This window comes from Streptomyces sp. NPDC091371, from assembly GCF_040684275.1.
Taxonomy (GTDB): Bacteria; Actinomycetota; Actinomycetes; order Streptomycetales; family Streptomycetaceae; genus Streptomyces.
Map to the genome: position 1 here is coordinate 135915 of NZ_JBFBFP010000016.1, position 19840 is coordinate 155754.

Annotated in this window: 20 protein-coding genes, 1 tRNA gene and 1 pseudogene; 6 read left to right on the forward strand and 16 right to left on the reverse strand. The window is 72.0% G+C overall.

Annotated elements, in window-relative coordinates; translation table 11 throughout:
* Positions 1-58: 58 nt before the first annotated feature.
* The 8 genes from AB0O21_RS19710 to AB0O21_RS19745 form a co-directional block, all read right to left on the reverse strand.
* The gene (locus tag AB0O21_RS19710) at positions 59-592 is read right to left on the reverse strand and encodes a SigE family RNA polymerase sigma factor (RefSeq protein WP_365172409.1); all 534 of its coding nucleotides are present in this window, start codon (positions 590-592) and stop codon (positions 59-61) included.
* Positions 593-740: 148 nt separating this feature from the next.
* Positions 741-1907 carry a lipid-transfer protein gene (locus AB0O21_RS19715; protein WP_365172410.1) on the reverse strand — a complete coding sequence of 389 codons (1167 nt, stop codon included), beginning with the start codon at positions 1905-1907 and terminating at the stop codon, positions 741-743.
* Positions 1904-2287 carry a MaoC family dehydratase gene (locus tag AB0O21_RS19720; RefSeq protein WP_365172435.1) on the reverse strand — a complete coding sequence of 128 codons (384 nt, stop codon included), beginning with the start codon at positions 2285-2287 and terminating at the stop codon, positions 1904-1906. The genes AB0O21_RS19715 and AB0O21_RS19720 overlap by 4 nt, the downstream gene beginning before the upstream one ends.
* Before the next feature lie 18 nt (positions 2288-2305).
* Positions 2306-3331 (reverse strand): acyl-CoA dehydrogenase family protein, encoded by a 1026-nt coding sequence (locus AB0O21_RS19725; RefSeq protein ID WP_365172411.1) that lies wholly within the window; start codon positions 3329-3331, stop codon positions 2306-2308.
* Positions 3331-4260, reverse strand: coding sequence for a bifunctional MaoC family dehydratase N-terminal/OB-fold nucleic acid binding domain-containing protein (locus AB0O21_RS19730; protein WP_365172412.1), 930 nt, complete (start codon positions 4258-4260; stop codon positions 3331-3333). Before AB0O21_RS19730 ends, AB0O21_RS19725 begins: the two co-directional genes overlap by 1 nt.
* Complete coding sequence (locus AB0O21_RS19735; protein WP_365172413.1) at positions 4257-5408, reverse strand: acyl-CoA dehydrogenase family protein; 1152 nt, start codon at positions 5406-5408, stop codon at positions 4257-4259. Before AB0O21_RS19735 ends, AB0O21_RS19730 begins: the two co-directional genes overlap by 4 nt.
* A gap of 182 nt (positions 5409-5590) precedes the next feature.
* Complete coding sequence (locus AB0O21_RS19740) at positions 5591-5902, reverse strand: hypothetical protein (RefSeq protein WP_365172414.1); 312 nt, start codon at positions 5900-5902, stop codon at positions 5591-5593.
* A gap of 394 nt (positions 5903-6296) precedes the next feature.
* Positions 6297-6701, reverse strand: a complete 405-nt coding sequence (locus AB0O21_RS19745; RefSeq protein ID WP_365172415.1) for a DUF6344 domain-containing protein — start codon at positions 6699-6701, stop codon at positions 6297-6299.
* Positions 6702-6890: 189 nt separating this feature from the next.
* Between AB0O21_RS19745 and AB0O21_RS19750 the strand changes: the two genes are divergently transcribed.
* Positions 6891-7079: a hypothetical protein gene (locus tag AB0O21_RS19750; protein ID WP_365172416.1), complete on the forward strand. Its 189-nt coding sequence runs from the start codon at positions 6891-6893 to the stop codon at positions 7077-7079.
* Positions 7080-7131: 52 nt separating this feature from the next.
* Here AB0O21_RS19750 and AB0O21_RS19755 read toward each other — a convergent pair.
* The 6 genes from AB0O21_RS19755 to AB0O21_RS19780 form a co-directional block, all read right to left on the reverse strand.
* Positions 7132-7216 (reverse strand) — tRNA-Ser (locus AB0O21_RS19755).
* 147 nt (positions 7217-7363) lie between these two features.
* The gene (locus tag AB0O21_RS19760; RefSeq protein WP_365172417.1) at positions 7364-8314 is read right to left on the reverse strand and encodes a peptidase; all 951 of its coding nucleotides are present in this window, start codon (positions 8312-8314) and stop codon (positions 7364-7366) included.
* Positions 8315-8511: 197 nt separating this feature from the next.
* Positions 8512-9558: a putative sulfate exporter family transporter gene (locus AB0O21_RS19765; protein WP_365172418.1), complete on the reverse strand. Its 1047-nt coding sequence runs from the start codon at positions 9556-9558 to the stop codon at positions 8512-8514.
* Entirely contained in the window at positions 9558-10106 is a 549-nt protein-coding gene (locus tag AB0O21_RS19770; RefSeq protein ID WP_365172419.1) for a cysteine dioxygenase family protein, read from the reverse strand. The genes AB0O21_RS19765 and AB0O21_RS19770 overlap by 1 nt, the downstream gene beginning before the upstream one ends.
* 102 nt (positions 10107-10208) lie before the next feature.
* Positions 10209-11114, reverse strand: coding sequence for a LysR family transcriptional regulator (locus AB0O21_RS19775; RefSeq protein WP_365172420.1), 906 nt, complete (start codon positions 11112-11114; stop codon positions 10209-10211).
* 89 nt (positions 11115-11203) lie between these two features.
* Positions 11204-12799 (reverse strand): trypsin-like peptidase domain-containing protein, encoded by a 1596-nt coding sequence (locus AB0O21_RS19780; RefSeq protein WP_365172421.1) that lies wholly within the window; start codon positions 12797-12799, stop codon positions 11204-11206.
* A gap of 238 nt (positions 12800-13037) precedes the next feature.
* Between AB0O21_RS19780 and AB0O21_RS19785 the strand changes: the two genes are divergently transcribed.
* The 3 genes and pseudogenes from AB0O21_RS19785 to AB0O21_RS19795 all read left to right on the forward strand — a co-directional run bounded on the left by AB0O21_RS19785 (position 13038) and on the right by AB0O21_RS19795 (position 15716).
* The gene (locus AB0O21_RS19785; RefSeq protein WP_365172422.1) at positions 13038-13838 is read left to right on the forward strand and encodes a glycerophosphodiester phosphodiesterase; all 801 of its coding nucleotides are present in this window, start codon (positions 13038-13040) and stop codon (positions 13836-13838) included.
* An 85-nt stretch (positions 13839-13923) separates the two neighbouring features.
* A pseudogene (locus AB0O21_RS19790) lies at positions 13924-14525 on the forward strand (ATP-binding protein).
* A 216-nt stretch (positions 14526-14741) separates the two neighbouring features.
* A complete protein-coding gene (locus AB0O21_RS19795; RefSeq protein WP_365172423.1) occupies positions 14742-15716 on the forward strand; it encodes a DUF5926 family protein in 975 nt (324 codons plus the stop codon).
* A gap of 192 nt (positions 15717-15908) precedes the next feature.
* Here the strand turns inward: AB0O21_RS19795 and AB0O21_RS19800 are convergent, their stop codons facing one another.
* Together AB0O21_RS19800 and AB0O21_RS19805 are read right to left on the reverse strand one after the other, a co-directional pair.
* Positions 15909-16211: a hypothetical protein gene (locus tag AB0O21_RS19800; protein WP_365172424.1), complete on the reverse strand. Its 303-nt coding sequence runs from the start codon at positions 16209-16211 to the stop codon at positions 15909-15911.
* A gap of 450 nt (positions 16212-16661) precedes the next feature.
* Positions 16662-17363, reverse strand: coding sequence for a bifunctional DNA primase/polymerase (locus AB0O21_RS19805; RefSeq protein WP_365172425.1), 702 nt, complete (start codon positions 17361-17363; stop codon positions 16662-16664).
* 386 nt (positions 17364-17749) lie between these two features.
* Between AB0O21_RS19805 and AB0O21_RS19810 the strand changes: the two genes are divergently transcribed.
* Both AB0O21_RS19810 and AB0O21_RS19815 read left to right on the forward strand, forming a co-directional pair.
* A complete protein-coding gene (locus AB0O21_RS19810; RefSeq protein WP_365172426.1) occupies positions 17750-19312 on the forward strand; it encodes a PP2C family protein-serine/threonine phosphatase in 1563 nt (520 codons plus the stop codon).
* 158 nt (positions 19313-19470) lie between these two features.
* Positions 19471-19840 (forward strand): aminopeptidase P N-terminal domain-containing protein (locus tag AB0O21_RS19815; protein WP_365172427.1); only part of this gene is annotated, 370 nt, incomplete at its 3' end.

The following is a 19840-nucleotide window of genomic DNA, read 5'->3' on the forward strand; positions in this document are numbered from 1 at the left end:
CCGCGCGCCCCGATGTTTCACGTGAAACATCGCCATCGCGGAGAGCGGCGCGCCGCGGTCAGCGGACCGGCGTGAGTTCCGGGTCCTCGCGGAGCTTGACCAGCGCGCGGGAGACGGCGCTCTTGACCGTGCCGACGGAGACCCCCAGCAGCTCGGCGGTCTGCACCTCGCTCAGGTCCTCGTAGTAGCGCAGCACCACCATGGCCCGCTGCCGGTCGGGCAGTCGCGTCACCGCGCGCCACATCGCGTCGCGCAGGGCCTGCGCCTCCGCGGGGTCGGCGGCCGGGGCCTCCTCGGTCTCCGGGAGCTCGTCGCAGCAGAACTCGTCCACCTTGCGCTTGCGCCACTGGGAGGTGCGGGTGTTGACCAGGGCCCGCCGGACGTAGCCGTCCAGCGCGCGGTGGTCCTCGATGCGGTCCCAGGCCATGTACGTCTTGGCCAGGGCCGTCTGGAGCAGGTCCTCGGCGTCGCACGGGTTGGCGGTGAGGGAGCGCGCCGTGCGCATCAGGACCGTGCCGCGGGTCCGGACGTACGCCGAGAACGACGGGTACGGCGTCGGGTTCGAGGCGAGCGTGCACACAGGCGTGGTCATGTGTCCACGCTAGGAGCGCCCGCCCCTCCCGGGATCGGCCGCAAGTGCCGAAGGCGGGTCCGTCTCAGGTTGTAGGAGTGGGGAGAGCCCCACCTCCTGAAGGTGGAGGAGGCGGGCCCCAACCGGCACGAAATGCCCCTGAACTCGCTCAGCCGTCCGCTCCGAGGATCAGCCCGGAGGTCGGCACCCCGGTCCCGGCCGTGACGAGTACGTGCTCCGCCCCCGCGACCTGGTTGACGGAGGTGCCGCGCAGCTGGCGGACGGCCTCGGCGATGCCGTTCATGCCGTGCAGGTACGCCTCCCCGAGCTGGCCCCCGTGGGTGTTGATCGGCAGCGCGTCCGCGGCCACGAAGTCGGCGGCCTCGCCCGGCCCGCAGAAGCCGAACTCCTCCAGCTGCATCAGTACGAAGGGGGTGAAGTGGTCGTAGAGGATGCCGACGTCGATGTCCGAGGGCCGCAGCCCGCTGGTGCGCCACAGCTGGCGCGCGACCACGTCCATCTCCGGCAGCCCGGTGAGGTCGTCCCGGTAGAAGGAGGTCATGCCCTCCTGGCGGCGCCCCGCGCCCTGCGCGGCCGCGGTGATCACGGCGGGCGCGTGCCGCAGGTCCCGGGCCCGCTCGGGTGTGGTGACGACGATGGCCTGGCCGCCGTCGGTCTCCTGGCAGCAGTCCAGCAGCCGCAGCGGCTCCACGATCCAGCGGGACGCGGCGTGGTCGGCGAGGGTGATGGGCTTGCCGTGGAAATACGCGGCGGGGTTGTTCGCGGCGTGCCGGCGGTCGGTGACCGCGACGTGCCCGAAGGCCTCGGGGGTGAGGTTGTAGGCGTGCAGGTAGCGCTGCGCGGTCATGGCCACCCAGGAGGCGGGGGTCAGCAGTCCCCAGGGCAGGGACCAGCCGAGCGCCGCGCCCTCCGCCGAGGGCTCGCGCTGCTGGACGCCGGAGCCGAAGCGGCGTCCGGAGCGCTCGTTGAAGGCGCGGTAGCAGACCACGACCTCCGCGACCCCGGTGGCGACGGCGAGGGCGGCCTGCTGCACGGTGGCGCAGGCCGCACCGCCGCCGTAGTGGATGCGGGAGAAGAAGGACAGCTCCCCGATGCCGGCCGCCTGCGCGACGGTGATCTCGGGGCTGGTGTCCATGGTGAAGGTGACCATGCCGTCGACGTCGGCGGGGGTGAGCCCGGCGTCCTCGAGGGCGGTGTGCACGGCCTCGACGGCGAGCTTGAGCTCGCTGCGCCCGGAGTCCTTGGAGAACTCGGTCGCGCCGATGCCGGCGATGGCGGCCCGGCCGCCGAGCCCGTCGCGGGTGCGGACGCTCATGCCGGCACCTCCGCGATGACGGTCCCCGACACGTGCTGCCCGATGCCGTTGGCACCGAAGACGCGGATCTCGACGGTGTTCTCCGAGACGGCGGTGACGGTGCCGGTGAGGGTCATCGTGTCGCCCGGGTAGTTCGGGGCGCCGAGGCGGATGGCCACCTTGCGCAGGACGGCGTGCGGCCCGAGGTGGTCTGTGACGTACCGCCCGACCAGGCCGTTCGTGGTCAGGATGTTCATGAAGATGTCCGGAGACCCCTTCTCCCGGGCGAGCGCCGCGTCGTGGTGCACGTCCTGGTAGTCGCGGGAGGCGATCGCCCCCGAGACGATCAGGGTGCGGGTGACCGGGACCTCCAGCGGCGGCAGTTCCTCGCCGACTCTCATGGCGACGGTTCCCATGGCTCAGCCCTCCTGCGCCAGCACGGCGCCCAGTTCGGCCAGCAGCTCGCTGCCGCAGCCCAGGTACGCGTCCAGCTGGCGCCCCCAGAGGAAGTGCCGGTGGACGGGGTGGTCCAGGTCGGCGCCCATGCCGCCGTGCAGGTGCTGGCCCGCGTGCACGACGCGCTTGCCCGCCTCCGAGGCCCACCAGGCCGCCGTCAGCGCGTGTTCGCGCACCGGCAGGCCCTGGTCGATGCGCCAGGCCGCCTCGTACGCGGTGACCCGGATCGCCTCGGTGTCCATGTAGGCGTCGGCCGCGCGCAGCAGGACCGCCTGGTTCGTGGAGAGCGGCCGGCCGAACTGCTCGCGGGTGGAGGTGTACTCCACCGCCCTGGCGAGCGAGCCCGCGCAGACGCCCGCCTGGAGTCCGGCGAAGGCGGTCCGGGCGGCGGCGAGCGTGGCTTCGTAGGCGCCCTCGTCCCCGAGTCGTTCGCCCTCGGCGCCGGTCAGCGTCAGCCGGCCCGCGGCCCAGGGGGCGGTGGTCTCCACCGGGGAGGTGCGCACGCCGGGCGCGTCGGTCCGTACGAGCCACAGGGCCCGGTCCGCGTCGGGGACCAGGACGTGGGTGGCGTCGCGCAGCCAGGGCACGGCGGGGGCGGTTCCGGTGAGCCGGCCGGCCTCGGCGGTGATCCGGCCGCGCGCCGGGAAGGCCCCGGTGGCGACCGCCTCGCCGGTGCCGAGGGCGGGCAGCAGGCGGGCGCGCTGTTCGGCGCTGCCGTGCGCGGCCACCGGGAGGATCCCGTACGCGCAGGTGGCGGCGTACGGGACCTGCGCGGTGGTGCGGCCCTGCTCCTCCAGGAGCAGGACCAGCCCGAGCAGGCCGATCTCCTCGACGGCGGCGGTCATTCCGGCCGCGGTAAGGGCCTTCCAGAGCTCGGCGTCGCTGCCGGTGCCGGCGGCTCCGAGGCGTTCGTGGGTGGCGAGGTCGCCGAATATCCGGGCGGCGAGGCCGGCCGCGGCGGCCTGCTCCTCGGTGGGGTGGAAGTCCATCAGCCTTCACTCCCGCGGAAGACGGGGAGTTCGAGGCCGTCGTCGACGCGCAGGAACTCCAGCTGGACGGGCATGCCGATGCGCACCTTGTCGTACGGGACGCCGGTGATGTTGCTGATCATCCGGACGCCCTCGGCGAGCTCGACGAGCGCGACCGCGTAGGGAGGGTCGAAGGCCGGGAAGGGCGGGTGGTGCATGACGACGTACGAGAAGACCGTGCCGGAGCCGGAGGCCTCCACGGTGTCCCAGTCCGGGCTCGCGCAGGCGTTGCAGCCGGGCAGCCAGGGGAAGCGGAGGGCCGCGCAGGAGGTGCAGCGCTGGATGAGGAGCCGGTGCTCGCGGACCCCGTCCCAGAACCCCTGGTTGTCGCGGTTGACCACCGGTCGGGGGCGCTGCGCCGGGGCCTTCTTCGCCGGCCTGGCGGCGGGCGCGTACTTGAGGATCCGGAACCGGTGGGTGCCCGCGAGCTCCCCGTCGGCGCGGACGTCCATGCGGGTGGTCACGAAGTGGCCGGTGCCCAGCTTGGTCGTCTTGCGCGGGGACACGGACTCGATGACGGCGTCGAAACCGATGGTGTCTCCGGGGCGCAGCGGCCGCAGGTACTCCTGCTCGCAGTCGGTGGCGACGACGGAGGTGAAGCCGGCGCCGTCGAGGAGGGCGAAGAGGTCGTCGTAGGAGGAGGAGCGGTCCGCGTGGCCGGAGAGCCCGCCCATCGTCCAGGCCTGGAGCATGGTGGGCGGAGCGATGGCGTCCGGGCCGGTGTAGGCCGGGTTGGCATCGCCCATCGCCTCGCACCAGTGGCGGATCATCGGCTCGTTGACCGGGTCCTTGCCCCGGCCCGCGGTGGCGGCCGGCTGCCCTTCGAAGGCCGCCAGCAGCGTGTGGAACCGGGCTGCCTCCCCGTCCGTGCCGTCCGCCTGCGCCGTCATCGCTTCCTCCCCTTCATGCCGAGCCGCATCATGGCGACGATCTCCCGCTGGACCTCGCTGACCCCGCCGCCGAAGGTGTTGATCTGCGCGGCCCGGTTCATCCGCTCCAGCTCGCCGCCGGCGAAGGCCCCGGGGCCCCGTACGAGCGCTTCCTCGCCCACCACTTCCTGGCACATCCGGTACACCTCGACGGTGGACTCGGTGCCGAGGAACTTCACGCCGCTGGCGTCGCCGGGGGCCAGGGTGCCCGCTCCGACGTCCTGGACGAGCCGCCAGTTCAGGAGGCGTACGGCGGCCAGTCGTGCGTGTGCCTCGGCGAGCCGGGACTGCACCCAGGGCTGGTCGGCGGGCCTCTCGCCGGTGACCGGGTCGGGGGTGCGGGCGTGGCCGAGCGCGCTCTCGTAGAAGTCCTCGGCCTGCATGCCGATGGCGGCGAGGGCCACGCGCTCGTGGTTGAGCTGGTTGGTGATCAGGCCCCAGCCGCCGTGCTCGGGGCCGACGAGGTTGCCGGCGGGCACGCGGATGGAGTCGTAGTACGTCGAGGTGGTGGTGAGCCCGCCGACGGTCTCGATGGGGGTCCAGGAGAAGCCGGGGTCGTCGGTGGGCACGAGGATGATCGAGATGCCCTTGTGTTTGGGGGCCTCGGGATCGGTGCGGCAGGCGAGCCAGATCCAGTCCGCGTTCTGGGCGTTGGAGGTGAAGATCTTCTGCCCGTCGATCACCCAGTCGTCGCCGTCGCGGACGGCCTTGGTGCGCAGCGAGGCGAGGTCGGTGCCGGCTTCCGGCTCGGAGTAGCCGATGGCGAAGACGATCTCGCCCTTGAGGATCCGGGGCAGGAAGTAGTCCTTCTGCTCCTGGGTCCCGTACTTCATCAGGGTCGGGCCGACGGTGTTGAGCGTGACCATGGACACGGGGGCGCCGGCCCGGTAGGCCTCGTCGAAGAAGACGAACTGTTCGTCGGGGCCGCGGCCCTGGCCTCCGTACTCGACGGGCCAGCCGAGGCCGAGCAGGTCGTCGGCGCCGATGCGGCGCAGCAGTGCGCGCTGGCGGGCCGGGTCGTCCGGGACCCCGTCCGGCAGCAGGTCCTGGAAGTACTCCCGCAGTTCGGCGCGGAGCCGCAACTGGCCTTCGGTCGGGGCGAGGTGCACGGCGCTGGCCTCCCGGCATCACAACATCGAGTGGATCTGACTGTCCGTCAGATCCACCGTCGGTGTCAAGGTCGGGAGGGGAGCTCGCGGGCGGCGGCACGCGCGAGGGCGCCCGCGCTACCGGACCCCAGCCGGTCCGGTCGCACGGGCGCCCTCAGGATTCGCAGCGGCTCAGGCCGCGGCTACCACCAGGGGTAGAAGTTGACCTCGACGTTCGAGTTGGACTGGTGGATCGCGGTGAAGGCCGAGCCGTTGACCTGCGCGGTGTTGTTCTGGTTGGACGCTCCGGCGCCGGTGGCCACCTGCTGCGAGGTGGAGGAGTTGCCGTTGTTGTCGCCGGCCACGCCGCTGCCGATGATGCTGGCGACGCTCGCATTCGATCCGTCGTTCGCGAAGGAGCCGTTGTCGGCCGAGGCCACCCCGCCGAAGAGGGCGACGGCGAGGGGGAGGGCGGCGACGGCGGCGATGACGCGGGCGGTACGGATGCTTGCCATGTGTGAATCCTCCAGAAAACCGAAGTGGGCTTTACCCCAAGGCAGTTGGCCGACCGCCTCGGTCGTTCCGTGTGGTGACGACGTCGCGAGACCAGAGTTGCCCACCGAATCCCCGGCGAACCACCCCGGAGTCTGCGATTCCCCCGCAAGCATGACCAACCCCGGATAAACCAAATTCGCGCCCCGTACGCCCCAGGTCAGCACCCTGGAACCCGCTGAAACCCTTGCCGCGCAAGCGCTGAACCGTTCAGCCAAAAACCCGAGTCCGGACATGCCAAAAAGGGCCGCGCCGTCCGGGAACCCCACCGTCTCCCGGGCCTGCGGCCCTGCGATATCAAGTTTCACGCCCCCTGCGCGCCCCCGGCGTCCGCCGGGGCGACTGCGCGGTACCGCGCTACGCCGCGAGCGCGAGCCCGTCCCGGGCGGCGGGGGCGACAGGTGCGGCAGCGGGTACGGCAGCGGGTGCGAACGCGGCAGCGCGTGCGACAGCAAAAGCGGCACCCATGGCAGCGGCAGTAGTGGACCGGCGGACGGACGGGGACTTGCCGTGCGCCTCGGCGCGGATCCGCTGCTTGATGGTCGGCGGGAGGGAACCGCCCCGCATCATCGCCCGCCAGCTCCGCCGGGCCTGGACACCCACCCGGCGCACGGCGCCGGCCGCGGTGGCCGGGGCGGCGGGAGCGGCAGCGGCGGAGAGGGCCGGGGCGGCCTTGCCGACGAGCCCGAGGGAGGCGAGGAGAGCCACCAGGGCGGCGAGGACGGAGGTCCAGATCGACGTGATGACGCTGCGCTGAGCCATGACGGGGTCCCTCATTTCGCGATGTTCCGACGGGCGGATCTGCATACATTCGTCATGATGCGGACGCAACCGCACGGCCCCCACGACCCGCGCCGATCTTCCGACAAACACCACCCGTAAGGTCCAATCGCCGCTTGGGAACGGGACATCCTCGGAACGGAAGGCCATCGCGGCACGAGGGGGAGCAGCATGAGCAGAAGGCGATACGTGGCGAGAGGTGTACCCGGGGGATACCGCATCTGGGACAACAAGGGGCGGCGATGGTGGGGCGATCACTACGAGCTCTGCCCCGATGATCTGCTGGTCGAACTGAACGGCTCCGCCGACCCCGCGAAGATCACCGCTCTTCTCAAGCGGTACAGGGCGCAGAAGCGCTGACCACCACCGAACGGCCCCTGACCGTGTCTCCTGGTCAGGGGCCGTTCGTCTGCGGTGGGTGTGGGATTTGAACCCACGGTGACTCGCGCCACGACGGTTTTCAAGACCGTTCCCTTAGGCCGCTCGGGCAACCCACCCTCCGCCCCGCCGGTCAACGGCGGAGCGGGGTCCAGAGTACCGGCTGGCGCGGGTGTGCGGGGGCTCTGGTGGGGGGTGCGGCAGGAGGGGGGCACGGGAAGGCGCGTGGGGTACCGGGATGCCGCTCCGGTACCCCACCCAGGCCGTCAGGCGGTCTGGGCCTTGTCGTAGGCCGCCTTCGCCTCGTTGCCGAAGTACGGGCCGTACATGCGGTTCGGCAGGAAGGTGTAGCCGAAGCTGTTCACCGAGACCTGGGTGCCCAGGCCCGTGGCCTCGTTGAAGTCCTGGAACCAGGGGCCGCCGCTGGAGCCGCCGGTCATGTTGCAGGCCAGGCTGTGGTCCTTGGTGAGCAGGAAGTCCTTGCCGCTGTTGCCGCTGCAGTAGACCAGCTTGGTGCCGTCGTACGGGGAGGCGGCGGGGAAGCCGAAGGAGTACATCTTCTTGTTGTAGCCGCCGTTGAAGAGGATGCCCTGGGCGCCGACGACCTGGCTGAGCTTCTGGCCGTTCAGCGGGGCGACGACCGCGAACCCGACGTCCATGTTCATGTCCTCGCTCGCGGCCCACTGGTCGGTGGCGAAGGTCTTGGTGGCCGACCACTGGCCGTAGGGCGCGCTGCCGTTGTTGTACGCGGGGACGAAGACCCAGTTGGTGTGCCAGGCGCCCTGGTACTTCACGCAGTGGCCGGCCGTGATGACCGTGCTGCCGTTGGCGCTGGTGATCGAGTCACCGGAGCAGGAGGCGGTCCGGTCCCCCATGGTGAAGAAGACCCGGCCGGAGGTCTTCACGACCGCGCCGCCGCCCGTCCACGCGCCGCCCGCCTGCGGGAACGCCGTGGGGGAGGCGGAGGCGGCCGTCGGGGCGATGCTCGTGGGCGCGGCCGAAGCGGCGACCGGGGTGCGGGCCGCGCCGGGGAGAGCCGTGACGTCGAGCGGGGTGGCGGCGCGCATCCGTTCGGCAGTCCAGAAGCCCTGGGCGTGCTGCTGTCGGAAGGACGTGGGGGTGTCCGCGGCGATCGAGGGGGTGGCCGCCGTCAGGACGCCCGCGAGCAGGGCGCCCGCCGAGAGCAGGGCGGACAAGGCCGTTCGATGACGATTCACGCATGACTCCTTCTGCCGTGCCCGAGAGCGGGGTGGCCGCCGGGGCAGGGTGGGGGTGAAGATCGGTCGGTGCGGATCGGTTGTTCGAGTTGCCGGGAGGAGAGTGGCACGGGCGGGTCGCAATGTCAGCGGGCAGTCGGAACGTTCGGTCGGTTCCGGCCAGAAATGGCCAACTCCCTCCCGTTGCCGGGCGACCGTCAGACCGTGAGCAGCACGCCCGCGTACGAGACCCCCGCGACCACCACCCACGCCCCGAGCCCCAGCACCGCGGCCCGCCCGCCGGTCCGGGCCAGCGTCGGCAGGTGCACGGCGCTCCCCAGACCGAACAGGGCCGCCGCGAGCAGCGCTTCCTGCGCGGTGTGCGCCCAGTCCAGTGCTACGTCGGGCAGCGCGCCCGTCGCGCGCAGCGCGGCCGCCGCCAGGAAGCCGGCCACGAACAGCGGCACCGGCGCCGGCCGGCGCCCCGAGGCCGTGCGCACCCCGCGCCGCCGGGCCCGTACGGAGAAGGCCACGGCCGCCACCAGCGGCGCCAGCAGCGCCACCCGCATGAGCTTGACCAGCACGGCCTCGCCGAGCGCACCCGGGCCCGCGGTCTGCGCCGTGGCCACCACCTGGCCGACGTCGTGGACGCTCGCGCCGACCCATCGCCCGAAGGCTGGGTCGGAGAGCCCCAACGGGCCCTGGAGGAGCGGGAGTACCGCGATGGCGAGGGTTCCGCAGAGGGTGACCAGGGCCACCGAGGCCGCCACGTCCTCCTCGTCGCTCCCCGACACCTCGCTCACCGCGCCGATCGCCGAGGCCCCGCAGATCGAGTATCCGGTGGCGATCAACAGCGGCTGGTCACCGGGCAGTCCGAGACGCCGGCCGAGCCAGAGGGTGCCGAGGAAGGTGGCCGCGACCACTGCGGCCACCATCGCCACGGTTCCCCAGCCCAGCCGCAGCACCTGGTCCAGCCCCAGGCCGAGCCCCAGCAGGACGATGCCGATCCGCATCAGCCGCCGGCCGGCCAGGGAGAGACCCGGGCGGGCGGTTCCGCGGGCGAAGGTCCGCAGGCCGGGGAGGTGCGCCACCGCGATGCCCAGCACCACGGACGCGGTCAGCATGGGCACGGCGGGCAGGACGCGGTGCACGCACCATGCCGCCAGCGCCCCGGCCGCGGCCATCGCCAACCCGGGCCAGGAGGTGGATGTTTCACGTGAAACATGCCGGACCGCGACGCCCTGCGGGCGGTGGAGGAGGGCCATCAGTCGACCGGGAGCGTGTAGACGCGGCGGATGCTGGTGCCCAGCCGGGATACGTCGGCGCCGTACACGTGCAGGGATATCGCCTTCGTGTGGCAGGAGTTGCGCACCTTGTGGATGTCGCCGGGCGGGGCGAACCCGCAGACCTCGCCCTGCGCGTTGACCACGTCCTCGGTGGGGACCAGCCGGGCCGGACCCGCGCCGGGGGCCAGCCGGAAGCGGCGTTCGCTCTCCTCGCCCTGGTGCACGCCGGCCACGCACCACGAGACGTGGTCGTGGATGCACGTCTCCTGGCCGGGCAGCCACACCAGCGCCACCACCGAGAAGCTGCCGTCGGACTCGGCGTGCAGGATGTGCTGCCGGTACCGCTCCGGATCGCCCTCGCACTGCGCGGGCGTCAGGAGGTCGGGTGCACCCAGGTGCGGGGCGACCCGCTCGCCGACCAGGTACGCGGTCAGGTCCGGGGCCAGCCCCCGCTCCACGACCGTGCGGATCTCAACTACGAGGGCGGCCATCCTCGTGGTGGTGCGGGCCGGCGTGGTGGTGGTCATAGCCGCAGCGTCCTGCCGCCGATCCATCACGTCCAACGACAGTTCCGACCCGAAATCCCAAGTACTGCTTATGGGTTGGGTGTCGTTGCCGGCGTCGGCCCGTCAGCAGCCGACCCGGTTCGCCGCCACCCGCCTGAGCACGTCGAGGACCACGGCCGTCGCGGGGACGCGCAGGTGGTCGCGGTACACGTAGGCCGAGATGTGGCGGCGCGCGGCGGGCTCCAGGGCCCGGCCGCAGACCTTGCTGAGCGAGAGGGACGGCAGGACCAGCGCGGGCATCATGGCCACGCCCAGGCCCTGGGCGACCAGGCTCTGCACCACCAGGTTGTCGTCGGTGGCGAAGCGGATGTCGGGCACGAAGCCCAGCTCCGCGCACTCGTGCAGCAGGTTCGCCCGGCAGCGCGGGCAGCCTGCGATCCACCGCTCCTCGGCGAGATCGGCCAGGTGCACGGCCCTGCGCCGGGCCAGCGGGTGTCCGGTCGGGAGCAGCACGGTCAGCTGGTCCTCCAGCAGCCTGACCTCGGTGACCTCCTCCGGGATCTCCTCGTGCAGCCCGGGATACGTGAAGGCCAGGGTGATGTCGCACTCCCCGCGCTCCAGCCGGCGCAGGGATTCCGGGGGCTCCCCCTCCAGCAGCTCCACCTGTACGCCGGGATGCTCCTTGGCCAGGCCGCTCAGGGCCTCCGGGACGAGGGTGACGTTGGCACTGGGGAAGCCGCAGAGCCGCACCCGCCCGGTGCGCAGCCGCGCGTACGCCTTCAGCTGGGCCTCGGCGGCGGAGAGGCTGCCGAGGATGGCCTCGGCGTGCCGGGCGAGGGACTCCCCGGCCTCGGTGAGCTGCATCTTCCGGCCCACGCGGGTGAACAGCGGGGTTCCGACGGCGCGTTCGAGCGCCTTCATCTGCTGGGTGATGGCGGGCTGGGTGTAGCCCAGCGCGCGGGCGGCCGCCGAGTAGGACCCGGAGGCGACCACCTCGTGGAACGTCCGTATGTGCCGAGAATCGAACACCAGCGAAGCATAAGCGGACGTTGGGAGGGGCCGTAGGTGGTATCGCGCCTACGGCCCCTCACCATCAGGCCACTGCCGCGGCCGGTGTCCTACTTGTCGCCGATCCTCGAGCCCAGGGTGATGTCCACCGTGGTCGGCTTGCCGCCGCGCAGGTAGGTGAGCTTCACCGTGTCACCGGGCTTGTACGTCCAGATCAGGCTGATCAGGGTCGGGCCGCTGTCGACCGGCTTGCCGCCGAACTCCGTGATGATGTCACCGGGCTTGAGGCCCGCCTTGCCGGCCGGGCCGTTCGGGTCCACCAGGTCGTTGGCGGCGGCACCCTGCTCGGAGATCTTGGCGCCCTCGGCCTTGGACTGGAGGTCCACGGAGACCGAGATCACCGGGTAGACCGGCTTGCCCGTCTTGATCAGGGACTCGGCGACGTTCTTCGCCTGGTTGATCGGGATGGCGAAGCCGAGGCCGATGGAACCGGCCTGGCCGCCGCCGAAGCCGCCGTTGCCGGCCGACTGGATGGCGGAGTTGATGCCGATGACGGCGCCGCGCCCGTCGAGCAGCGGGCCGCCGGAGTTGCCCGGGTTGATCGAGGCGTCCGTCTGGAGGGCGCTCATGTACGAGTTCTTGCCGCCGGAGCCGTCACCGGAGGCGACGGGGCGGTTCTTGGCGCTGACGATGCCGGTGGTGACCGTGTTGGACAGGCCGAACGGGGCGCCGATGGCGATGGTCGGGTCGCCGACGGCGACCTTCTCGGAGTCGCCGAGCGGCAGCGGCTTGAGGCCGGCCGGCGGGTTCTTCAGCTTCAGGACGGCGACGTCGTAGCCCTGGGCCCGGCCCACCACCTCGGCCTCGTACTTCTTGCCGTCGGAGAAGGTCGCGGAGAGCTTGCCGCCGTTGGCCGCGGAGGCCACCACGTGGTTGTTCGTGAGGATGTGGCCCTGCTGGTCGTAGACGAAGCCGGTGCCGGTCCCGCCCTCGCCGTCCCCGGCCGAGGCCTCGATGGTGACGACGCTGGGCAGCGCGGCGGAGGCCAGGCCCGCGATCGAGCCGGCGTCGCGCTTGAGGTCCTTGGGGGTGTTGCCGGCGCTGATCGTGGTCGAGCCCGTGCCGTTGTTGCTGCGCTCGGCGGCCCAGTAGCCGACGCCGCCGCCGATGCCGCCGGCGAGGAGGGCCGCGACGAGCACGCCCGCGACCAGGCCGCCCTTGCCCTTCGGCTTGGCGGGCGGCATGCCGTCGGCGGTCAGGGGGGCGCCCCAGACACCGCCGCCGTGGCCTCCCTGGCCGCCGGCCGCGCCGTACGCGGGTACGGCGGGCGGCGGGGGCGGCCAGCCCTCGCCGCCGTGGGCGGCCGGAGCGGGGGCCTGGCCGTAGGCCGGGGCGGGGTGCGCCGGAGCGGCGGGCGCCGGGGTGGGCGGGAGCTGCTGGGTGTGCTCGGTGCCCGGCGCCGGGGTGGGCGGGAGCTGCTGGGTGACCGGCTCGGCGGCGGGCGCGGGCGCGGGGGCCGCCGGTGCCGCCGGCGCGGCAGAGGTCTCGGGAGCAGGGGCCGGGGGTGCCGGGGGTGCCGGGGGTGCGTCGGCCGGCTGCGGCGCAGGCGCGGGAGCGGCCGCCTGCGTCTCGGAGGCCTGAGCAGGGGGTGCGGACGGGGCCGCGGGGGGCGTCGGGGCCGCGGTGCCCTCGTTCTCGGTGCTCACAGCGCTCTCTCCTCGTCACACACGGCTTCAGAAATCTCTGGCGAATGTCTCTGACAGTCGGTCCGACTGAACGTTCGACTCGCCACACAAGTTCCTGGGCAAAGCCTTTCCCATCACCCGTCAGAGCACTGTAAGCCGGACCTGTGCGTCTGCCCCCATTCTTTATATCCGGCATTTCGGGCGCATCCGCAGGACTCGGCCTCGACGTCGGGGACCCCGTCGGTGGCACCATGACCCGGTGACCCACGCAACGCCGCACCCCATCCAGGTCGTCGCCCACCGCGGTGCATCGGAGGACGCCCCCGAGCACACCCTCGCCGCCTACCGCAAGGCGATCGAGGACGGCGCGGACGCTCTCGAATGCGACGTCCGACTGACCGCCGACGGCCATCTGGTCCTGGTGCACGACCGCCGGGTCAACCGCACGTCCAACGGCCGCGGCGCGGTCTCCGCCCTGGAGCTCGCCGACCTCGCGGCCCTCGACTTCGGCTCGTGGAAGGACCGCGAGGAGTCCCCCGACTGGGACGCGGACCCCGAGCGCACCTCCGTCCTCACCCTGGAGCGGCTCCTGGAACTGGTCTCCGACGCCGGCCGGCCCGTCCCGCTCGCCATCGAGACGAAGCACCCGACCCGCTGGGCCGGACAGGTCGAGGAGCGCCTCCTGTTCCTGCTCAAGCGCTTCGGCCTGGACGCCCCGCCCGTCGAGGGGCCGCATCCGGTCCGCGTCATGAGCTTCTCGGCGCGCTCGCTGCACCGGGTGCGGGCGGCCGCCCCGACGATCCCGACCGTGTACCTGATGCAGTTCATCTCGCCCCGCATGCGGGACGGGCGGCTGCCCGCCGGCGTCGGCATCGCCGGTCCGGGGATGCGGATCGTGCGCAACCACCCCGGCTTCGTCCGCAAGCTGCAGAACGCGGGGCACTCCGTACACGTATGGACCGTGAACGATCCGGAAGACGTTCAGCTCTGCGCTGATCTGGGTGTAGAAGCGATCATCACGAACAGACCCCGTCAGGTTCTGTCCCAACTGGGCCGCTGACGTCCCCATTTGCCCACCCGCCACGCCCACCTCGCCCGTAACAGGGTGTGCACCGGCGCATCCGCTCCGCATTGGTGCGGCACGAATGCGTCAGAGGGCTCCGCTCCGGCGGTTTCCGGTCCAGGCCATTGGGGCATCCAGACCATGCGTGGGGCTAAGGAGGTTCCGGGGGTGGCGTTGGTGGTGGCACAAGAAGTGCCCACGTCGTCGTGCATGGATGTACGCCATGGTCCTGCGGGTGTGGGCGAGGCGAGACACCGGATGCGCGAGCAATTGCGTATCAGCGGGGTGTCCGAATCGGTCGTGGACGATGCCGTACTGATCCTTTCCGAACTGCTGAGCAACGCTTGCCGACACGGCAGGCCGCTGGGCGCACGGGAAGTCGGGGACGGGGAGATACGCGCCGCATGGCGCTTCGACAATGCGGGGCGACTGACGGTCGAGGTCACGGACGGGGGCGGGCCCACTCGCCCTGTTCCGGCCACGCCCTCGGTCACCGCGCGCGGCGGCCGGGGGCTGAACATCATCAGCGCCTTGGCACAGGACTGGGGTGTCCGGGACGGAGCGGCGGGTGAGGTCACCGTGTGGGTGATCGTTGCCTGTGGGCCCCGGCACGAGGATTTCGCTACGCGCGTTGCGCCCCCGGCGATCGACTTCAGCACCGCCTTCGACGATCTCGATCCCTGAGGGCGAGGGCGACACACGGCATCAGACGTGCCGAACAGACGAACAACAGAACACCGCTCAACGACAACTGGACCACGCGGGAAGAAGAGAAAAGCGGCCGTCCGGGAGCGCACGCCGACCGTGCTCCCGGCCGCACCCCACCGGTTCCGGCGGTACGAACGGCTAGGCTCGCGCCCAGACACGACGCCGTACCGCCGCAACCGGGAGACACCCACGATGGCCAAGAAGCGCCCCGCAGCCAAGACTGCAAAGCCGCAGCTCAACAACGGCGAAATCCCCGTGGTGGGCGCCCGCGAGCCCTGCCCCTGCGGATCCGGGCGCCGCTACAAGGCCTGCCACGGCGCAGCCGCCGCGCACGCCGTCACCGAGCACGTGCGGCGCCCGTTCGAGGGCCTGCCGGGCGAGTGCGACTGGGTGGCGCTGCGCGAGCTCGTGCCCGCGGCCACCGTTCCGCTCACCCTCAAGGGCGGCCTGCCCGAGGGAGTTCCCTCCGTCACGCTGGTGACCGTACTGCCCATGGCCTGGCCGGCCCTGCGCCGCGAGGACGGCTCCGTCCTGCTCGGCCTGCAGAACGACTCCTCCAGCGGCGACCTCGGCCGCGACCTGGCCGACACGCTGGAGCGCGCCCTCGTGGCGGAACCGGGGACTCCGGTGCCCGCGCGCCGGGTTCCGGCCGAAGGTCCGCGACTTCAGGATCTCCTGGACGCCGACGGCGGTTTCGAGCCGGTTGTCCACACCGGCTTCGAATTCTGGATTCCGGAATCGGAGAGCGCCCAGAGCGCCTCCCCGGAGATCGCGGCCTCGCTGGAGCGCGCCAACGCGGCCGCCATTCCCACCGTCAAGCTGACCGGTGTGGACGCCTCCTACTGGTGCGAGACCCCGGACAAGAACCACCTGCGCTGGGTCATGCCGCACCCCGAGGAGAAGCTGCTCGACGCCCTCGCGCGACTGCACGCGGCCGGTGCCTCCTCGCTCGGCGAGGGCACGAAGCTCGTCGGGTCCTTCCGTGCGCACGGCCTGATGGTCCCGGTCTGGGACCTGCCCACCGGAGTCACGGCCGAGGACGTGGAGAAGCCCGCGGCGGAGTTCGCGGAGCGGCTGGCCGGGGCCCTGGCCACGGACGCCCCGCTGACCACGGAGGAGCGCCGGGCGCGCGGCGGGCTCACCAACCGCCAGGTGACCCTCAGCTGACGCACCACCGGGTCCGCGCCCCGCGCGGACCCGGTGACAGGAGTCACAACTCCCGCTAATCGTCTGCAAATCGGTGTCTGAATATCGGAGATCGAATTTGCGAACAGGCGATCTCTTGTTACCGTTCTTGTAGCCCGGTCGCTGGTGCATCCCCCGTCGCCAGCGACCGGGCCCTTCCATTTCAGGCGGTACTCAACCGTCACCCGGTGCCGGTGAGTTGCTCCCGGACCGCAGCAGCAGCTCTCCTTCGTCATCCGGAACTGCAAATTCCGCAATGGCCGAGTAGTTCTCCGGAGCCCCCGCCGAGGCCTCCCTCGGCGTCTCGCACAGCCCCGGTTCGTCGTCGGCGCCGACCTCGCAGCGGATCTGAACGGTGCGGCCCGCCGGTCCCATCACGGTCAGCACGGCGTCCAACGCGCGACCGCTGGTGTTCCTGTAGTAACTGCGGCCCCACGTCCGGCCCTCGCCCACCAGGACGCAGGTCTGCGCCTCCACCCCGTGCGGCGAGGACAGTTCGGGGCCGCACCGCGCATCCGTACGCGGTGCGACGGCCGGGCCGGGGGGCTGCCCGGGGGCCCCGGCCGCCGGGGCCGGAGATCCCGTAGGAGATCCGGCTGGTCCGGGAGACCCTTCAGACCCTTCAAACCCGCGAGACCCACGAGACCCGCGGGACCCATCAGAACCCTGAGCCTCTTGGGACCCGTTCGAGGAGTCGGAAAGTCCCAGGGTCGAGAACAGGCCGCTGCCCTTTCCGTCATCCTGACCGGCAAAATCCGGCCCGGCGATCGCTCCCGCGAGCGGGAGGGACAAGATGATCAACACACCGGCGCCGATACCGATCAGGCGGAGATTCATTCGCCGAAGATAGCGACGCGGGAATGGGGCCCGGAGATCCCCGCGCCCAATTCCCTTGGAAACCGGTCCCGCTGGCACCCGTACGAGTGATCAGTAGGCGAGCCGGCTGCCGCCGCCGGGTGCTCCGCTGCTTGCCTCGACCAGCGCGTCCACGACCGCCTCGACTTCGGGCAGCCAGACCGCTCCGTCCGGGCCCGGCTCCCGTTCCCAGCGCACCTGACCGCCGCTGGACGCGGCCGACGGCGGCAGCAGCAAGTAGCCGCCCTCGCCGTGGAAGCGCAGCGAGGAGGGCACGTGGTCCTTGGCGTAGAGGAGTTCGCCGAGCCGCTCGAGTGAATACGGCGCCACCAGCAGCGACCACCGGGTCTGCGTGGCCACGACCGGCCCCAGCCGCAGGCCCCCCGCGTCCAGCCGTACGAGCGCACGCGCCGCCGCGCCGGCCGGCAGGCTCACCGCACACGGGGCGGTCCCCCCGGTGGCCAGGAGGACCGGAGCGGCGGGCCGCCGCGTCCACCACCAGGCCACCATCCGCGGGTCGGTGGTGGCCGCGAGCAGCCCGGGGTCGAAGGGGTGCGCGCCGGGCACGACGCAGTCGGGGTCGGGGCAGGCGCAGCGCGAGCCGTCCGCGGCGGACCGGCCGACGCCGGGCAGGACGGGCCACTGCCGGACGGTGGCGCAGGTGAGCGCCGCGTCGAGGAGGTCCGGCGGGGCGCCGGTCCGTTCCTGGGTGGGGCGCAGGGATTGAAAGCGGTCGCGGAGCCGCTGGAGACGCCTTCCGAGGATCTCGCGCATGAGCGCTCGTTCCTTTCCGTTGAACGCCGAGGGCCACATCACACCACGTAACCGGTGTCTCACCACACGTACACGTTTCGCGTCACTGTCCACCAGAAGCAGGTTCACACGGTTCGTGCAGTCGTCTTACGGGTCCATCAAACGTCCGGCGGGCCTGGAGCGCGACCCGCGCCGGCACCGAGACCGGCTGCCGCCGCTAAGGACGGCGACCCGCGCCGAGCGGTTCCAACTGGCCCCGGGCGCTACCGGTTACGTACCCGGACCCCCTGCCGGGTCCGTCCAGTCGATCGTAAAAACCGCCTGCTTCCAGCTTTTTCCGGCCAAGTTCTAGCCTTGGCCCGACAGTGAGTTGCCGCCTCACGGACACCAGGATTCCCACCTGGGCAATGCTGGACATGCATCCGTGTGTGCGTGTAGATGTGGATTCCTTGATGGCGACGCAGCACGATCTGGGGGTTTGCGATGCTATATGGCGAATCGCACCAGGTGGAAAGGCGGACGCCATGAGCGCTCCGCATCTGCCGAAAGTGGCTGGAATCGATCCAGCAGTTACCGCCTCACCGCACACTGCGGCGCCCACACCCGCGCGGACCACCCCCGCCCAGGCCACCCAGGCGCCTGCGGCCGGTCCGGGCAGCCTCATCCAGGACCGGCTCGCGGGCATGGTCTCGGACCTCACCACCCTCCACGAGCTCACCGAGCGCCTCGCCCGCACCAGCAGCCTCGACGCCTCGCTCCACGAGTTCCTGCGCGCCGGAGCCTCCCTCGTCGGCGCCCGCCGCGGACTGGTCGTCCTGGAGCCCTCCGACGGTCTCGGCCCGACCACCACGATCGGCCTCGGGCTCGGCCACGCCGACCTCGGCCACATCGAGACCGTGCCGCGCAGCGCGACGTCGTACGGGCGCATCCTCGACGGGCTGCCCGACGCGCACGGCGGCTCCGAGGTTCTCCCCGAACCGGACGCTCCCGCCGGCACCGGCGGTTTCGCCGCCCCCGTCGACCCCCGCCACCGCGAGGTCGCCGCCCGCCTCGGCTACGCCGCCAGCTACGCCCTGCCGCTGACCGCGGAGGCCACCGGCCGGCTCGGCGCGGCCGTCTGGCTCTACGACGAGCAGGCCGAGCCGAACGACCGCCAGCGCGACCTCGCCGGGCTCTACGTACGGCACGCCGCCGAGCACCTGGCCAGGATGCTGGAGGTCCAGCGCTCCCGCTCCCGCCTGGCCACCGTCGCCGAGGAGCTGCTGCCCAGCCGGCTGCCGCGGATCCCCGGCGTCCAGCTCGCGGCCCGCCACCACACCGGGCCGCTCGGCGGAGGCGACTGGTACGACGCCCTGCCGCTGCCCGAAGGCGCGCTGGGTCTGGCCGTCGGCTCCGTCACCGGCTCCGGGCCGAGCGCCGTCGCCGCCATGGGCCGGCTGCGCGCCTCGCTGCGCGCGTATGCCGTCATGGAGGGCGAGGACCCCGTCGCGGTCCTCTCCGACCTGGAACTGCTGCTGCGGCTGACGGAGCCCGCGCGCTCGGCCACCGCGCTCTTCGCGTACTGCGAACCCGCGGGGGGTCCCGGCGGCGAAGGACAGCGGACCAAGATCATCCTGGCCGGGGCCGGACACGCCCCGCCGCTCCTCATCGGCGAGCGCCGCACCGAGTACGTGGAGACCTCGCTCTCCGCGCCCCTGGGGATGCTGTCCTGCTGGGAGGCGCCGAGCGTGGACATCGAGCCCGCCGCCGGAGAAACGGTGCTGCTGTACACGGACGGGCTGCTGCGCCGCACCGGAGACCCCATGGACCGGGCCTACGCGCGGCTGCACGCGGCGGCCGCCGGGGTACCCCGCAGCGCCCGGGAGGATCCGGGGGCGATCTGCGACCACATCCTGCGGACCGTGCTGCCCGAAGGGGAGCCGGAGGACGCCCCCGAGGACGTCGTCCTGCTCGCCGCCCGGTTCGAGTGACTCAGCGCACGACGTAGCGAATGCCCCCTGTTGTGGCCATTGCGGCGATTGTCGCTTTTTGTGCGATATGGCACACGGCCTCCGGGGGCCTTCCGCTCACACATACGATGGACGAGGTCCACACCCAGGTCCGTGTCTGTCGTAGCTGAGGAGAAGACGTGGCTGACGAGCTCACCCCGGAGACCCCGGAAGAAGAGCAGCCCAAGAAGACGCACAAGCAGCGCAAGAACGGTCTGTACCCGGGCGTCAGCGACGAACTTGCCGAAAGCATGCGCACCGGCTGGGCCGACACCGAACTGCACGGGCTGGAGCCCATCGCCCAGGCCGCGCACACCGCCGCCCGCCGCGCCGCGCTGTCCGCCCGCTTCCCCGGCGAGCGCCTCGTCGTCCCCGCGGGCCGCCTGAAGATGCGCTCGAACGACACCGAGTACCCCTTCCGCGCCTCGACCGAGTACGCGTACCTCACCGGCGACCAGACCGAGAACGGCGTCCTGGTCCTGGAGCCCACCGGGGAGACCGGGCACACCG

Excerpts from the sequence above, each read along its gene's own strand:
- AB0O21_RS19710 (WP_365172409.1), bottom strand. The coding sequence starts at position 592 with ATGACCACGCCTGTGTGCACGCTCGCCTCGAACCCGACGCCGTACCCG.
- AB0O21_RS19715 (WP_365172410.1), bottom strand. The coding sequence starts at position 1,907 with ATGAGCGTCCGCACCCGCGACGGGCTCGGCGGCCGGGCCGCCATCGCC.
- AB0O21_RS19720 (WP_365172435.1), bottom strand. The coding sequence starts at position 2,287 with ATGAGAGTCGGCGAGGAACTGCCGCCGCTGGAGGTCCCGGTCACCCGC.
- AB0O21_RS19725 (WP_365172411.1), bottom strand. The coding sequence starts at position 3,331 with ATGGACTTCCACCCCACCGAGGAGCAGGCCGCCGCGGCCGGCCTCGCC.
- AB0O21_RS19730 (WP_365172412.1), bottom strand. The coding sequence starts at position 4,260 with ATGACGGCGCAGGCGGACGGCACGGACGGGGAGGCAGCCCGGTTCCAC.
- AB0O21_RS19740 (WP_365172414.1), bottom strand. The coding sequence starts at position 5,902 with ATGGCAAGCATCCGTACCGCCCGCGTCATCGCCGCCGTCGCCGCCCTC.
- AB0O21_RS19745 (WP_365172415.1), bottom strand. The coding sequence starts at position 6,701 with ATGGCTCAGCGCAGCGTCATCACGTCGATCTGGACCTCCGTCCTCGCC.
- AB0O21_RS19750 (WP_365172416.1), top strand. The coding sequence starts at position 6,891 with ATGAGCAGAAGGCGATACGTGGCGAGAGGTGTACCCGGGGGATACCGC.
- AB0O21_RS19765 (WP_365172418.1), bottom strand. The coding sequence starts at position 9,558 with ATGGCCCTCCTCCACCGCCCGCAGGGCGTCGCGGTCCGGCATGTTTCA.
- AB0O21_RS19770 (WP_365172419.1), bottom strand. The coding sequence starts at position 10,106 with ATGACCACCACCACGCCGGCCCGCACCACCACGAGGATGGCCGCCCTC.
- AB0O21_RS19795 (WP_365172423.1), top strand. The coding sequence starts at position 14,742 with ATGGCCAAGAAGCGCCCCGCAGCCAAGACTGCAAAGCCGCAGCTCAAC.
- AB0O21_RS19805 (WP_365172425.1), bottom strand. The coding sequence starts at position 17,363 with ATGCGCGAGATCCTCGGAAGGCGTCTCCAGCGGCTCCGCGACCGCTTT.
- AB0O21_RS19810 (WP_365172426.1), top strand. The coding sequence starts at position 17,750 with ATGCTGGACATGCATCCGTGTGTGCGTGTAGATGTGGATTCCTTGATG.